We start from the raw sequence: 14,297 nt of genomic DNA on the forward strand, positions 1-14,297 counted from the left end.
ATTCCTATTCGATGATATCGCCGCGAAGCAAAAACTTGCATACCGCAACAGTGCTGACAAATCCGAGCATTGCGATAAGCAACGCGGCTTCAAAATACAGCGGCGAGCCCATTAACAGACCATACAAAATAATCAGCGCAATACTGTTAATAAACATCGTATCCAGCGCCAGGATCCTGTCGGGCAGGCTGGGGCCTATCAGCAAACGCCATAAATTCAGCAGCAATGCCAGGCTAATCATGCCAAACACCAGAAATATTACCTGATCTAACATTGAAATATCTCCTTTAACGGTGTTTCATAGCGACTCTTGATCGTGGCGATTAACTCTGCTTCGTCTTCTAAATTAAGCACATGAATTAACAACCAGCGCTGGGTTATCTCACCGGCATCTGGCTCTGTATCAAGACAAGGATAGACATCAGCACTAACCGTACCCGGCGTCATTGATACCGTGCTGGCCAAAATAGTAATTGGTAAATCATGCTGTAAGTCCAGTGGCATCCGGACAAAGGCTGGATTAAGTCTGCGCTGTGGTCCTAATATCAGGATGGCCACCTGAGCATTAGCAGTGATAATGTCACCAAATACCCGTAATATGTAGCGCAGCGCCAGTAATGGTCGTTCAATTAATGGCTGCGGATCGCGAAACTTGGCGCTAACCCACGGGATAACCAGCGCCAGAATAGTACCAAAGAATAAATGAATAGCTTCAACACTCTGATTCAGTAACAGCCAGACCACTAATAAAAGTAAGCTGCGATAGGGTGTCGGTAGCCAGCTAAAACGTGGTGTGACTCTCATAGTTGCTCTCCAACAGTTGCCGCATCACCCAGAATAATACTAATACTCGTTTGAATATCCCGCATTTGTTCAGCTGCAGCAAATGACAGTTCAGTTAGCGGCCCGGCAAAAACCACCATCAAAGGTGCCGCCAGCAACAACCAGCCTAACGCAAATGCCTGCAATGGCAACACCCGTTCCGGTCCTGCTTCATTACCACTTACCCGCCAGAACAGAATACTGCCGGCACGGGATAAACCAATCAGCACCATTAAACTACTTAGCAATATTACAGACCAGAGCAATACCTGTTGCAAGGGCGAACTTGCGGCCTGCAAAATCATCAATTTACCGACAAAGCCAGACAGTGGCGGTAAACCGGCTACCGCCACTGCCGCCACCACAAACATAGTGCCGAGCAAAGCCGGTTGGGCCATGCGCCGGCCTGGCACTAATCTGTCGCCGGCTTTACCACGCTGGGCAGCTATCACATCGGCCAGTAGAAACAAGGCGCCACAGACCAGAGTAGAGTGTACGGTGTAAAATAATACCGCCGAGGTCGCCGCGGTGCTTTCCAGGGCAACCAGCGTAACCAGCGTGCCGACCGAAATAATCACCAGATTTGCCACCAGCTTTCTGAAATCCTGACTGGCCAGTACGCCGATTGCCCCGAGCATGATAGTGGCAAGCCCCAATGGCCACAACCAATTCGAAGCCATGCCCGCTAAAGGCCCGGCCTGCTCGCCAAAAATGGTGGTATAAACCCGTAGCAATGCGTAAATACCAATTTTCGTCATAACCGCAAACAACGCAGCAACCGGCGGCGATGCCGCCGAGTAGGTGGCTGGCAACCAGAACTGCAACGGCAAAATAGCTGCTTTTAGCGCAAATACAATTAACAACAGTAAGCCGCCCGACTTCACCAGCATCAGGTTTTCGGGCGGTAACTGCGCTACTTGTACCGCCATATCGGCGATATTCAGCGTGCCTAAGGTGCCATATAAAATGCCCAGCGAAAATAGAAACACTGCCGAGCCGGCCAGATTCAGCACCACATAATGCACGGCAGCTTTGGTTTTATTTTTTCCACCGGCATGCACCAACAAACCGTAGGAAGCGATTAACAACACTTCGAAAAACACAAACAGGTTAAATAAATCACCGGTTAAAAAGGCACCGTTAATCCCCATCAACTGAAACTGGAATAACGGATGGAAAAATGAGCCTTTCTCATCTTCGCCGGCACTGCCATAGCAAATTGCTCCCAGCGCCAGTACTGAGGTTAAACACACCATACTGACACTGAATATGTCAGCGACCAGAATAATGCCATAAGGAGGCTGCCAGGCACCGAGCGCATAAAAAGAAATGCCATCCGCCTGAGTCTGCCATAACAGGCAGCCTGTCAGGATCAGTAAAATTACGGTCGAAATCATGCTGACCCAACGCCGGCGCATCGGCGAATAATGAATAGGCGGCAGCATAATTAATAACGCGGTAAAAATCGGTAGTAGAATTGGCGCAATAATCAGATGCGACATTACCGGCTCTCCTTACGACTACTTTCATTGCCGGGCAGTTTGCCATCAACATGGTCATTGCCTAAGTCAGCACGGGCCCGGATTGCCAGAATCACCAGATATGCTGTCATTGCAAAGCCTATTACTATTGCCGTCAGCACTAAAGCCTGCGGCAAAGGATCAGCGTAGTTGTCGGTGGTGCCAAGCACTGCGGCACCCTGTAAAGTCAGCCGGCCGGACGAAAAAAGGAACAAATTAACGGCGTAAGCCAGCATGGTCAGTCCAACCACCACCGGAAAGGTCCGGCCCCGCAGCAGCAAAAACACCCCACAGGCGGTGAGAAAGCCAATACAACCTGCAAGTAAGCTCTCCATTACACTCCCTCCGTATGCACTGGCCGATGACTGGTGGTCATCTTGCCCAGACTGGCCAGAATCAGCAGGGTTGACCCTACTACTGTTATATAAACCCCGGCGTCAAATGCAATAGCACTAGCCAATTCAATTTTACCCAGCAGCGGAATATCAAAATAATCAAACCAGGAGGTTAAAAAGGGTTTATTAAACAACCAGCTGGCGACACCGGTAATAAGTGCAACCATTAAGCCAACGGCGACAACCCGCTGATATTCAATATTCATCCGGCTTTTCACCCACTCTACCCCATGGGCAATGTATTGCAGAATAAGGGCAACCGCGGTTACCAGCCCGGCAATAAAGCCACCACCCGGCAGGTTATGCCCCCGGAAGAAAATAAACACTGATACCATTAACGCCAGTGGCAATAAACTCTGCGAAACGGTGGCCAGCAATACCGGATGGCGCTCCAGTGCCCAGGGCCGCCCTTCGCCATCACTGCTGGGTTTAAACACCGGAATGCGGGTCAGCAATTTAAAAATACCGAGCGAGGCAATTCCCAGTACGGCTATCTCGCCAAACGTATCAAAGCCCCGGAAATCGACCAGAATTACGTTAACCACGTTGGTGCCACCACCGCCGGTTTTGGCATTAGCCAGGAAATAGTCTGAAATTGTATTAAAAGGCCGGGTCATAATAGCGTAGCTGATACTGCCTATCACCACGCCAACCATGCTGGCCAGGCCAATGTCTCTGATCACCCGGGTTGGGCTCGATTGCTTCGGTGTTTTATGCGGTAAGAAAAATAACGCCAGCATCAGCAGAATAATGGTTACCACCTCTACCGACAACTGGGTAAGGGCTAAGTCCGGAGCCGAGAACCGGGTAAAGGCAATGGACACCATTAACCCAACCACTGAAATCATCAGTAGCGCCACCACCCGTTGCCGGTGAAAGACCACAGTGGCAAACGCACTGATCAGTAACATCGCAGCGCCGGCCGCATTAACAGCATCCACCGGTAATTCCGGTCGTCCACCAAACAGGGTGTCCAGTTGCAGCAGCGGTAGCCCGGCCAGCACGACGACAGCCATTAATAAAAACACCAGATAACGTTGCAACGAGCCATTATCCAGCCAGCTGTAAATTTGCTGACAGCGCTTGGCCAGCACTTTCATTGCCGCTTCAAAGGTACTTATCGCATCAACCCCGGGCAGGGTATTCTGAAAATCAAACAAGTGTTTGCGGTTAATGTAAATTAACGCGCCTCCGGCCAGCGCGACAATACTCATCAGCAACGCCACGTTAAAACCATGCCAGATAGCCAGGCTGTATTCAGGCACCTCAGTACCTAACACGGCAAATGACGCAGCGTGCAGAAGATCACCAACAATATAACCCGGTGCCACACCTACCAGAATACACAGTACCACTAACACCTCAACCGGCATCCGCATATAACGCGGTGGCTCATGCGGCGTTTTGGTTAAACCTTTTGGTTTGCCGTTGAAAAACACATCGTGAATAAAACGCGTTGAATAGGCTACTGAGAAAATCCCGGCTACTGTTGCCAGCACCGGAATTATCCAGGATAACGATCCCAACAGATGCTGTTGCAGGGTTTCTACAAAAAACATTTCTTTTGATAAAAAGCCGTTTAACAGTGGCACCCCTGCCATCGCTGCAGCGGCGACCATGGCCAACGTGGCAGTAATAGGCATAAAGTGCCATAAGCCATTTAATTTGCGCATGTCACGGGAACCTGACTCATGGTCAATAATGCCCGCAGCCATAAACAGCGACGCTTTAAAGGTCGCATGGTTAATAATATGAAATACCCCGGCTACCGCCGCTAAATCAGTCCCCATGCCGAATAACAGCGTGATCAACCCCAGATGACTGATAGTGGAATAGGCCAGCAGGCCTTTCAGATCATGCTTAAACAGCGCCAGATAGGCCCCGACTAACAGGGTTGTTAAGCCGGTAATACTCACCAGCAAAAACCATAAATCAGTGCCGGCCATCGCCGGATAAAACCGCGCCAGCAAAAAGATACCGGCTTTTACCATCGTCGCCGAGTGCAGGTAAGCACTTACCGGCGTAGGCGCAGCCATGGCATTAGGTAACCAGAAATGAAACGGAAACTGAGCAGACTTAGTAAAGCAGCCAAGCAGAAACAGAACTAACACCAGCGGGTACCAGCCATGCTGCTGAATAACCGCACCACTGGCCAGAATAACATCCAAATCGTAACTGCCGGTGATTTGGCCCAGCAACAGTAAGGCCGCCAGCAGACATAGACCACCGGCTCCGGTGACAGCCAGCGCCATTCTGGCGCCGCGTCTGGCTTCAGATTTATGCCACCAGTAACTGATCAGTAAAAATGAACTGATACTGGTTAACTCCCAGAACAGCCAGAGTTGCAACACATTATTTGATAAGACAATGCCCATCATTGCCGTCATAAACAGCATCAGATAAGCATAAAAGCGCGGCATTGAATCCTGCTCAGATAAATAATAGCGGGCATACAGAATAATCAGTAAGCCGATCCCCAGGATCAACAAACTGAACAGAAAAGCCAGCCCGTCCAGTCGGATACTGATATCTAAGCCCAGCAAGGGTATCCATCCCAGGCTATAGCGCAAGCTTTCACCAGCAAACACCGCACTGCCATGATACAGCAAAATCATCAGAGCTAAGGCAGGAGGAACAGCGGTTGCCAGCGCGCAGGCGCTACGCCGCCAGTTGGCCGTAAATACGGGTACCAGGGTACCCAATAAGGGAAGTAATAGTATCCATAACAATGTCATAGCGTCGTTGCTTCCTTCACAAAAAGGCCAAAAATAAGCATAAACTAAAAAAGTATGGCCTGCAGGTTAAGCATGTTGCCAGTCTCTAACCAGGGCTGGGTATCAACAACATAAAAAGATAAAACCGTGTTGTCACCGGCAGTGAATCAAAACTTAATTGAATTTTTTAGCAATATTTATACCGGTAAGTAGCCGTAATGTCTATTAAAGTCGGTGCTGCCGCCTGCAAAATACCAGCAACATTTTTTCGAAAAAGGCCTTTTTTTAATTTAAATAAATGCCCGAATAGGTTATTACTAGGGTCTTAACTTTTATCAGGATAATGCTATGTCACTCATGTCGGTACAACAGGTTGCTGAGTTCCTGGGGATCCCGGATATCCGGGTTGAAAGGCTCGCCAGAGAGAATTTACTGGTTGCCACAGATAAAGACGACAGTGGCAAGCCGTTGTTTAATGAAGATGATGTAAAGCGCTATAAGGTTCTGGCGGAGCGGTTAGGCGGCTTGTAACGCTAACTGCTTAGTGAGTTGCTGTTGCCAGTGCTGGCTTAACCGCTGCAGTTCAGGATGACTGAGCTGCAGATCCAGATACCATAACCAGCAAAATCCGCTAAAGACGGTTTTCGCCAGTAACAGTTTTTCATGTTGCAGCTCTGGCGACCCGGTAGCGTCATGTCGTTGTTGCCGGTAAGCGGCCAGCAACTGCTGCTCCGCCCCGGCAGCAAGTTCAAAATTCAGAATAATCCCTGCTAAATCAAGGTAACTGTCTGCAATCTGGGCATATTCAAAGTCCAGCAACCACAATGCCTCATCGGCCCATAGCATATTGCCGGCGTGCAGGTCGAGATGACACAGCACCCAATCAGCCGGCAACGCCTGATATTGCTTTGCTGCTGCCAGCAATTGTTTAAATAGTGCTTTATCAGCAGCACTGAAAGCCTGCCGGACAGGCTTAGCTGACTGGGACAGATAGTTTACTGGTTGTAATACGGCGGTTTGCACCGGCAACTGGTGTAAGGTCGCCAGGGTGGTGGCCAATAAGGGCAACGATTGTTCAGTCAACACAAAGTCACTGCCACCGTCAATAAACTCGCTTATCAACACCTGTAAATGATTATTTAAACACAATGGCGCCGGCGCAATCCCTGCTACAGCAGCAGCATGCTGGCAACGTAATTCCTGCTGCCGGCAAACGATACTGCCGGCCGGATAACGCCGCACGGCATAGAGCCCGCGGCGGGTTTGCACCCGGTAATTAAGATTGAGCTCACCATTGGACAACGGTGAAATGGCAAGCGGCGGATGGCCGGCAAAAAATTCCAGATGCCGGCACAGCGCGGTTATCTGCCCGGCGCTACCAGTTGCGGCTGCTGCTGATAATTTGCCCGCCATATGAAATACCCTGCCAACGCAATAATGGTATACAGCATAAACAACAGAGTCAGAAAATACAGATGTTTCTGCGCATAAACATAAATTGATACCGCATCAATCACCACCCAGTACAACCAGTTCGATACCAGCTTACGGGCAACCAGCCAGGTAGCCATCACACTGAAGGCGGTGGTTTGGGCATCAATATAGGCAAAATCAGCATGGGTATAGTTCGCCATCAGGTAGCCCAACAGCAAGCCGATAACGCCGGTAACCGCAATTAATTGCAAATGCCGGCGCAACGGCCATTCCGATACTCTGTTCCGCCCCTGATGCTGCTTTACTTGTTGCCAGCGCCACCAGCCATACAGCGCCATCGCCGCATAATATAACTGCAGCAGCGCATCAGACAGCAAAGCAGAGTCCCACATGATATGGGTAAACAATATCGTGCTCAGTAATGCCGCCGGCCAGCACCAGAGGCTCTGGCGCATGGCCAGTATCACGTAGGCCAGCGCCAGCAAGGTTGCCAGCAACTCCAGGCTATGCATCAACTGCCATTGGTCCAGCGCATTACTAAGCCATAACATCATGGTTGTAAATCACCATGAATAAACTTACAGACAAATACCACCTTGCCGTACTGGGCGAAAGACGCCTTAATACAGTCTTGCAGGGCCTGCATCACCTGATCATAATCGCCAAACAGCTGGGTGCTCATGGTATTGGTGATTACCCGGATATCCGGGTATTGATTCAGCTGCTCGATAAAGCCTTTAATAGGCCCGATATAATCCTCTGCCAGAGGGTATTTACTGATTTCTACAGATAATTTCATCTCAACTCCGCTTATTCCGTCGTAACGTTAAAATTGGTAGCTGGCACTAAGCCCTACCCGGCGTGGTTCAGCAAACTGCTCATACACATGGGGCTCATAGCCATCACGTGGGTCGTTGCCAAAATAAAAACCCCGAATGCCGACATCCTGATCCAGCGCATTGCGGCTCCACACTGCAAGTTGCCACTGCTGTAGCTGGTAACTTAACCGCAGGTTTAATAATTCATAGCGGCTGGAACGGGCATTGTGACCATCAGAATAGTAAAAACTGTCTTTACCCTGCAGCCCGACATTAAAAGTAACGGTATCACTCAGATACCAGTCAGCAGCCACACTGTAACTAAAACGTGGTGCCTGCGCCTGCTCCCGGCCACTGAAATCGTCGCCATCAATAGTCACGTAATTACCCAGTTTGGTTTTCAGCCAGCTGGCGTTAATCATCAGTGCCAGTTGCGGATGCAGTTGCAGCCTGTTTTCAATTTCAATGCCGTAATTGCGGCCACTGCCGGCGTTATCAATAAAACCGGCAAACTGCGGGCCGCTGTCCGGGTTCAGCCAGCCTTTAACCTGCATATCTTCGCGCCACATATAAAACGCAGCAACCCGGGTTACCAGGCTTTGAACCAGCGCCGTGCCTTTTACCCCGAATTCGGCGTTATACAGGGTTTCCGGCGCAAAGCTGGCTTTAGTCAGTAACTCGCTCAGATTGTCATCGGCGGCTTTGGCCAGGGCATCACCATTTACCCCGCCCGCTTTATAACCACGTGATGCCAGCAGATAAATTAGGGCCTGCGGGCTTGCCTGATAGTTCAGGCTCAGCTTCGCGCCCCACATCGTGTCACTGTTTGTGATGTAGTTTGCACTGCTGTCTGCATATTCATCTTCATAGCGTTCAAGCCGCAGACCCGATACCAGGCTCAGCCGCTCGCTTAGCGGTGTAGTAAGTTCAGAGTATAGCGCCAGATTACTGCGACTAAGCTCACTGGCAAAGGTGTCGGCCTGCCATAAATCCCAGTTCCAGAACTGCCGGATTAAATCAAACTCTTTACTGGCCGCATACACACCGAGTACCCAGTCGCTTTCGCCAAGCCGGCCGGCATCGGTAGAAACCAGCCGGTAATCCAGGGTTAATTGTTCGCGATCCCGTAAATAACGATCGGTGGTTGAATATTCATCCGGGTGCAGCCCAACATAGCTCCAGTCTTCATCAAAGCCATAGTCCATATCAGCGTCTAACCAGCTAAGCTGGCCATGTAATCTGGCAAAGGTTAAGCCACTGTAATCAGCCTGCAGCGCCAGCGCCGTGCTGCGCAGCTTGTCCTGGCCGGGCTCGTCAGACAGGGTTGTCCGGTCGCGGTCCAATGAAAACGCATCGTAACCGTTATCCTGATCAACAACATGGCTGACCAGTTGTAATTTAAGATCGGCAGTCGCCTGAAAAGCCAGCTTAAAACGACCGGTAAACTCGTTAATATCGTTGGTATCATCGCGGTTAAGAAAGCGGTTTTCAATAAAGCCATCTGACTGCTGCTGCTCCAGTGACAGGCTATACCCCCACTTCGAATTCAGCGCATTACTGAACTGACCGGCCAGCTGATAGCTGTCGTAATTGGCTACGGTCAGGCTGGCTTTACCCTCAGCGCTGGCGGTTGGGCCTATCGTTGTCAGGTTCAGCATACCGGCCAGCGCATTAGCACCAAAGCGGGTGGCTTCCGGGCCACGGAACACTTCAAACTGAGCGATATCGCTGATACCACTGATACCCAGGCCGGAATAATCGATACCATCAATCAGAATACCGACCGAAGGGTTAATGGTGTCGACAAACTCACTGCGTTCGCCAATACCCCGGATCTGCAGAAACCTGCCGCGTGATGCCCCGGCGCTGAAATTAACATTGGCAAACTGATTAAGCAGCTGATCAAGATGTTGCACCGACTGACGCTGCAAATCCTGCTCAGTCACAACGGTGATACTACCCGCCAGCTGGCCGACGTGTTGCTGGCGTAAATCGCCCTGCACGGTAATTCGTTCTATCGCAGTAACGGCCCTGGAGCTGTCAGTTGCAGCATCGGCGTAAACAACGGGGGTAACAGCTAAAGCGGCAAACACAGCTGAAGTAACTAAAGACGGAGAAAAACGCATTTTTGTATGACGCTCCATTAAATAAAACAGAGATCACACCAGCTTGAGGAGTTAGCACCATCCCTCCGCCGGTATAATCCGGATCAGGTTCTAAGGGTTTGCCCGAAAGCATCTCAGCATCTGCACTCACTTATATACTCATTCATATAAGTACAGCTGCACCCCTTGGTTGCCGCGCAAGTGTATAGCTTTTCCACAAACGGAGCAAGCTGGCTCATTCGCTGGTCACCGCATTTTCCAAACCCTGACTATACTGATTGCGGGCCTCAGCGCTTCCAGTAGCGCTTAGCAAGGAGCAAGACAATGAGCAGAAACACTAATATGGCATACCTGCACCCGGTGTTCCGGCAAAAAGTGGAGTTGTTATTGCAGGATCTGGCGCGCGCCAATTTACCGTTTAAGGTATTTGAAGCTTTTCGCTCACCAGAGCGCCAGCACGAGCTTTACAGCCAGGGACGCAGCAAACCCGGGCGTAGAGTCACCAATGCCACTGCCTGGAGGTCATATCATCAGTACGGGGTTGCCGCTGATTTTGTGCTGTATATCGATGGCAAGTGGAGCTGGGACGATAGTGGCGAGCGGAAAAAATGGTGGCAGCAATTGCATCAACTGGCGGCCAAACACGGTTTACAACCGCTAAGCTGGGAGCTGCCGCATCTGCAACTGCAAAACCTTAGCCTGGCACAACTACAGGCTGGTGATTATCCGCCAGGCGGCGACAGCGACTGGGCCGAAAACCTGCAACAGGCTATCAGCAACTGGCAAGGTACCCCGCCAGCGCCGCCGGTGCCCGCAGAGGCTCCCGTCAGGCCGCCGTTACCAGAGGACGCCAGCACCAATGATGCTATCAGCAGCACACTGGCAACCCCTGCAGTAAAAGCCCGGGTAACTGCCCGCGATGGTTTGCGCCTTCGCGCCGGGCCCGGCACCAGCTTTGATATTAAAACAACCTTAGCCAGCGGCCAGCAAGTTTATATACTGGGCCAAAGCGGTAACTGGAGTCAGATTGATTTACAGGGTGATGGTCTGGCTGATGGCTATAGCCATAGTGGGTTTCTGCAGTCACTGACAGACTAAGCATCCCCATGGGCTCGTCTGCTACAATCCCAGATACCAGGTGGCAATCGAGAAATACAATACCACTCCGGAAACGTCGGCAATTGAGGTGATTAAGGGCCCGCTGGCCGTCGCCGGGTCGAGTTTTAAGCGGCTGAGTAAAAAGGGTAACGATAAACCGACCAGGCTGCCGACCATGACCACCAGCATCATGGTGGTGGCTACGACGATGGCGATGTCATAACCACCGCGCCACCAGCCGAGCCACACCACGGCAAACGCCATGGTGGCGCCGAGTAAACCGGCTACCAGGCATTCTTTGGCCAGTAACGAGCCCCAGTCGCGCAATTTAACATCACCGGTTGCCAGCGCCCGCACCATCAGGGTACCTGACTGGGCACCGGCGTTGCCGCTACTGGCAATCAGCAACGGCAGAAAGAACAACAACGCCAGGTAGCTGGCGATCGTTTCTTCAAAATAGGCGATACCGGCACCGGAGAAAATATTGCCAAATACCAGTACTACCAGCCAGAATACCCGTTTTCGATACAGCAAGCCGATACTGGCATCTTTAACATTGCCGTCCAGTTTGCCGATGGTGGCGGTTTTATGAAAATCCTCTGTCGCTTCTTCTGCGGCGACATCCATCGCATCATCATAAGTAACAATACCGACCATCTGCTGCTGCCCATTTAAAATAGGCAAAGCCAGTAAGTCGTATTTGGCGACCATTGCCGCGACCTGCTCCTGCGCCATGTCCACCGTGGCATAGATAGGATCATGGTTCATCAGCTCATCTACCAGCATGGTTACCGGCGCCAGAATAAGCTCGCGCAGCGACACTACGCCGATTAATTTACGATCACTGTTAACCACATAGGCGGAATAGATGGTTTCTTTGTCGGGTGCTTCGCGGCGCAGCACATCCAGCGCATCCCGTACGTTAATATCGGGTGCCAGAATAGCGTAATCCGAGGTCATAATAGCGCCGGCTGTGCCCTCCTGATGGCTGGACAATTGCAGTAAATCTTCCCGCTCGGCCTGAGCCAGCGCCGGCAGCAGCATTTCGCGCTGCTCTGCCGTTAAGCGGTTAAATAAATCGGCCCGCTCATCAGATGACATCTGGCGGATAATCGGTGCCAGTTTACGCCGGCTTACCTGAATGGCCAGCGCGACCTGCAGCTCTGCCGGCAGGTAACCAAAAACCTCCGCCTGCTCTGCCCGGCGCAGGGCAGCAAGCAGCATCCACAAATGTTCCAGTGAAAATTCGCTGATAGCCGTGGCATAATCTGCCGGATGCACATCTTCCAGCTGATCCTGCAGCAGCTGCACTGTATTGTTTTCCAGCGCTGAGCGCAGCCGGTTAATCAGGTCAGGTAATTCCATAGCAACCTCTTATTGTGGTCTGGCAAACTCAGTTCTGTTGATTACCCGTTAAATACAGGGGTAGCTTATTAAGGCTAATTTCATAAAGCAGCTGGCATACTGGTTAGTAACATGAGCCATGAACTGGCACCATAGTACTGTCACCATAGTACCGTGGGCAGACAATGCTCACCAATGATAGTTTAACTAAAATAACATATTGCTTATTAAGCAGAATTTAACCATCATTTTATAAACTGGCAGTAGGGATAACAATCAGGACACTGAAAAAACTAAGCTTGAACACACTCATGCTCTGCTACTATGCCAAAGCCGAAGTTTATTTACCGGACAAAATATGCAACCACAACACAGTATCAATACCGCGGCATGTGCCCCCTGGGGGCTGCCCATTGCTATGGACAGCGGCCAGAACTGGCAATATACGCTCGGCCCTCTGACACTGTACCTGCAGAAACAACAAACAGAATGGTTGCTGGGTTTTACCAGAGCTGCTGAAACGGATGATCGCAACCAGCTGTGCAGCAAGCAGATTGACCAGCTACCGGCGCTTGATAATCTGCAGCGTTTTGTGTTCCGCGAGTCACCGGCACAGTTTAGTGTGAAGCCCAAATTACTCGACCGGCCAGTGGTGGTGAAAACCCGCACCCCGCTCAGCATTCCGCCGGCGCAGCAAGCCGTATTTTATATCAGCTCGCCGATTGTAGTAGAAGTCAGCCTGCAGCAGCCTGAATGTAATCTGCTTGATATTGCCAGCCAGCGTTTGTCCGACACCTGGTTTGGGCCGTCAACACTGCATGGTGAATTGTGTTACGCAGACAAAACCCAGGCCCGCCATAACCGCGCCGATCTTCCAGCCCGGCCGCATCGTGCCGTGACAGCCGTTACCATAGAAAATAATGCCACTACTATGCTGGTGCTGGAAAAGTTAAGCATTCCGGTGCCCTACCTCGCCCTTTATGGATTGCCTGACGGAACGCTGTGGACCGATCCGATCACCCTGGTGCATGATGGCAATCTTGCGCTTACCCGTTTTAAGATAAGTAAGCATCTGCCTGCTGGAATAAAAGAGGCAGACCGGATTGCCGGGCCACGCCAAATTATTGAAAAACAGGGGCTTATCCGCGCCTTTACCGGTATGTTTAATGATTAACTGGAGCAGGCCATAATGGAGCAATTTACCGCTTATCTGCAATCTGAGCAGCTGATTAATATACTGCAGGCCGCGATAATGCTGGCTGCCGGTTTATTGTTAGCCAGTCTGGCCAGCCGCGGCGTGCAAAAGCTGGTTAGCCGTAATTTTTCCCAGCACCATGCCGTGCTGTTCAAGCGGCTGGTTTACTGGCTGGTGCTGGCGTTATTTTTTGCCTCTGCCTTACGCCAGCTGGGGTTTTCATTGGGTGTACTGCTTGGGGCGGCCGGGGTGCTGTCTGTTGCTATTGGTTTTGCCTCACAAACCTCGGCTTCAAATCTTATAAGCGGTTTATTTCTGATTGGTGAAAGACCGTTTCAACTGGGAGACGTAATTAAAGTGGGTAATACCACCGGCGAAGTGTTGTCGATAGATTTACTTTCGGTGAAGCTGCGCACCTTTGATAACCTGTATGTCCGTATTCCCAATGAAAGCCTGATCAAAACTGAAATGATCAACATGACCCGCTTTCCCATCCGGCGTTTTGATTTAATGGTTGGCGTGGCCTACAAAGAGAATATCAGCAAGGTGCGTCAGATATTGCAGCAAGTGGCAGATGCTAACCCACTCTGTCTGGATGAACCCACGCCACTGTTTATTTTTAATGGTTTTGCTGACTCCTCTCTGAGTATTCAATTCAGCGTCTGGACTAAACGGGAAAACTTCCGCGATTTAAGAAACAGTATTCAGGAAGAGGTTAAAATCGCATTCGATCAGGCAGGTATTGAAATTCCGTTCCCACAGCGCACTGTTGTATTTGGTCAGGGTTCGGCGCCGGTAACCATCAACACTCAGACTGAAGTTAATGCTTCAGCTGCGCAGAAGGATTAAACC

The 14,297-nt window shown here is 50.7% G+C and carries 14 protein-coding genes and 1 riboswitch; of the genes, 4 read left to right on the forward strand and 10 right to left on the reverse strand.

All coding sequences use genetic code 11. The annotated features are described in order from the left end of the window. Positions 1-4 precede the first annotated feature (4 nt). The 5 genes from R3187_RS07925 to R3187_RS07945 are packed head-to-tail and all read right to left on the reverse strand — an operon-like array spanning position 5 to position 5,472. Positions 5-274 carry a K+/H+ antiporter subunit F gene (locus R3187_RS07925; RefSeq protein WP_318966166.1) on the reverse strand — a complete coding sequence of 90 codons (270 nt, stop codon included), beginning with the start codon at positions 272-274 and terminating at the stop codon, positions 5-7. After that, the gene (locus R3187_RS07930) at positions 268-804 is read right to left on the reverse strand and encodes a Na+/H+ antiporter subunit E (RefSeq protein ID WP_318966167.1); all 537 of its coding nucleotides are present in this window, start codon (positions 802-804) and stop codon (positions 268-270) included. Before R3187_RS07930 ends, R3187_RS07925 begins: the two co-directional genes overlap by 7 nt. Further along, a complete protein-coding gene (locus tag R3187_RS07935) occupies positions 801-2,324 on the reverse strand; it encodes a monovalent cation/H+ antiporter subunit D (RefSeq protein ID WP_318966168.1) in 1,524 nt (507 codons plus the stop codon). Before R3187_RS07935 ends, R3187_RS07930 begins: the two co-directional genes overlap by 4 nt. After that, the gene (locus R3187_RS07940) at positions 2,324-2,677 is read right to left on the reverse strand and encodes a Na+/H+ antiporter subunit C (RefSeq protein ID WP_290619446.1); all 354 of its coding nucleotides are present in this window, start codon (positions 2,675-2,677) and stop codon (positions 2,324-2,326) included. The genes R3187_RS07935 and R3187_RS07940 overlap by 1 nt, the downstream gene beginning before the upstream one ends. Further along, positions 2,677-5,472: a monovalent cation/H+ antiporter subunit A gene (locus R3187_RS07945; RefSeq protein WP_318966171.1), complete on the reverse strand. Its 2,796-nt coding sequence runs from the start codon at positions 5,470-5,472 to the stop codon at positions 2,677-2,679. The genes R3187_RS07940 and R3187_RS07945 overlap by 1 nt, the downstream gene beginning before the upstream one ends. A gap of 327 nt (positions 5,473-5,799) precedes the next feature. Between R3187_RS07945 and R3187_RS07950 the strand changes: the two genes are divergently transcribed. Then, positions 5,800-5,982 carry a helix-turn-helix domain-containing protein gene (locus R3187_RS07950; protein WP_217670167.1) on the forward strand — a complete coding sequence of 61 codons (183 nt, stop codon included), beginning with the start codon at positions 5,800-5,802 and terminating at the stop codon, positions 5,980-5,982. Here the strand turns inward: R3187_RS07950 and R3187_RS07955 are convergent. From R3187_RS07955 to R3187_RS07970, 4 genes are read right to left on the reverse strand one after another with little or no spacing between them, the layout of a single operon-like run. Continuing rightward, the gene (locus R3187_RS07955) at positions 5,968-6,864 is read right to left on the reverse strand and encodes a phosphotransferase (protein ID WP_318966173.1); all 897 of its coding nucleotides are present in this window, start codon (positions 6,862-6,864) and stop codon (positions 5,968-5,970) included. The two genes, R3187_RS07950 and R3187_RS07955, sit on opposite strands and share 15 nt — an antisense overlap. Then, entirely contained in the window at positions 6,813-7,439 is a 627-nt protein-coding gene (gene pnuC, locus R3187_RS07960) for a nicotinamide riboside transporter PnuC (RefSeq protein ID WP_318966174.1), read from the reverse strand. Before pnuC ends, R3187_RS07955 begins: the two co-directional genes overlap by 52 nt. Then, on the reverse strand, positions 7,436-7,684 hold the full coding sequence (locus R3187_RS07965) for a YkoF family thiamine/hydroxymethylpyrimidine-binding protein (protein ID WP_217670173.1): 249 nt from the start codon (positions 7,682-7,684) through the stop codon (positions 7,436-7,438). Before R3187_RS07965 ends, pnuC begins: the two co-directional genes overlap by 4 nt. A 27-nt stretch (positions 7,685-7,711) precedes the next feature. Next, entirely contained in the window at positions 7,712-9,829 is a 2,118-nt protein-coding gene (locus R3187_RS07970; protein WP_318966175.1) for a TonB-dependent receptor, read from the reverse strand. Between the two features lie 43 nt (positions 9,830-9,872). Beyond that, positions 9,873-10,005, reverse strand: a riboswitch (TPP riboswitch). A 127-nt stretch (positions 10,006-10,132) separates the two neighbouring features. On the opposite strand from R3187_RS07970, the gene R3187_RS07975 reads away from it, so the two are divergent. Next, positions 10,133-10,906 carry a M15 family metallopeptidase gene (locus R3187_RS07975; protein WP_318966177.1) on the forward strand — a complete coding sequence of 258 codons (774 nt, stop codon included), beginning with the start codon at positions 10,133-10,135 and terminating at the stop codon, positions 10,904-10,906. A gap of 21 nt (positions 10,907-10,927) precedes the next feature. Here the strand turns inward: R3187_RS07975 and mgtE are convergent, their stop codons facing one another. Beyond that, entirely contained in the window at positions 10,928-12,271 is a 1,344-nt protein-coding gene (gene mgtE / locus R3187_RS07980; protein ID WP_318966178.1) for a magnesium transporter, read from the reverse strand. A gap of 337 nt (positions 12,272-12,608) precedes the next feature. Between mgtE and R3187_RS07985 the strand changes: the two genes are divergently transcribed. Both R3187_RS07985 and R3187_RS07990 read left to right on the forward strand, forming a co-directional pair. Continuing rightward, positions 12,609-13,424, forward strand: a complete 816-nt coding sequence (locus R3187_RS07985) for a DUF432 domain-containing protein (protein WP_318966179.1) — start codon at positions 12,609-12,611, stop codon at positions 13,422-13,424. Positions 13,425-13,439: 15 nt separating this feature from the next. After that, the gene (locus tag R3187_RS07990; protein WP_318966180.1) at positions 13,440-14,294 is read left to right on the forward strand and encodes a mechanosensitive ion channel family protein; all 855 of its coding nucleotides are present in this window, start codon (positions 13,440-13,442) and stop codon (positions 14,292-14,294) included. The last annotated feature ends 3 nt before the right edge of the window (positions 14,295-14,297 follow it).

Source organism: Arsukibacterium sp., from assembly GCF_033721375.1.
In the GTDB taxonomy this organism is placed as follows: Bacteria; Pseudomonadota; Gammaproteobacteria; order Enterobacterales; family Alteromonadaceae; genus Alishewanella.

What these genes read in the sequence shown, in the direction of transcription:
- R3187_RS07925 (WP_318966166.1), bottom strand. Translation starts at nt 274, where the DNA reads ATGTTAGATCAGGTAATATTTCTGGTGTTTGGCATGATTAGCCTGGCA.
- R3187_RS07930 (WP_318966167.1), bottom strand. Translation starts at nt 804, where the DNA reads ATGAGAGTCACACCACGTTTTAGCTGGCTACCGACACCCTATCGCAGC.
- R3187_RS07935 (WP_318966168.1), bottom strand. Translation starts at nt 2,324, where the DNA reads ATGTCGCATCTGATTATTGCGCCAATTCTACTACCGATTTTTACCGCG.
- R3187_RS07940 (WP_290619446.1), bottom strand. Translation starts at nt 2,677, where the DNA reads ATGGAGAGCTTACTTGCAGGTTGTATTGGCTTTCTCACCGCCTGTGGG.
- R3187_RS07945 (WP_318966171.1), bottom strand. Translation starts at nt 5,472, where the DNA reads ATGACATTGTTATGGATACTATTACTTCCCTTATTGGGTACCCTGGTA.
- R3187_RS07950 (WP_217670167.1), top strand. Translation starts at nt 5,800, where the DNA reads ATGTCACTCATGTCGGTACAACAGGTTGCTGAGTTCCTGGGGATCCCG.
- R3187_RS07955 (WP_318966173.1), bottom strand. Translation starts at nt 6,864, where the DNA reads ATGGCGGGCAAATTATCAGCAGCAGCCGCAACTGGTAGCGCCGGGCAG.
- pnuC (WP_318966174.1), bottom strand. Translation starts at nt 7,439, where the DNA reads ATGATGTTATGGCTTAGTAATGCGCTGGACCAATGGCAGTTGATGCAT.
- R3187_RS07965 (WP_217670173.1), bottom strand. Translation starts at nt 7,684, where the DNA reads ATGAAATTATCTGTAGAAATCAGTAAATACCCTCTGGCAGAGGATTAT.
- R3187_RS07970 (WP_318966175.1), bottom strand. Translation starts at nt 9,829, where the DNA reads ATGCGTTTTTCTCCGTCTTTAGTTACTTCAGCTGTGTTTGCCGCTTTA.
- R3187_RS07975 (WP_318966177.1), top strand. Translation starts at nt 10,133, where the DNA reads ATGAGCAGAAACACTAATATGGCATACCTGCACCCGGTGTTCCGGCAA.
- mgtE (WP_318966178.1), bottom strand. Translation starts at nt 12,271, where the DNA reads ATGGAATTACCTGACCTGATTAACCGGCTGCGCTCAGCGCTGGAAAAC.
- R3187_RS07985 (WP_318966179.1), top strand. Translation starts at nt 12,609, where the DNA reads ATGCAACCACAACACAGTATCAATACCGCGGCATGTGCCCCCTGGGGG.
- R3187_RS07990 (WP_318966180.1), top strand. Translation starts at nt 13,440, where the DNA reads ATGGAGCAATTTACCGCTTATCTGCAATCTGAGCAGCTGATTAATATA.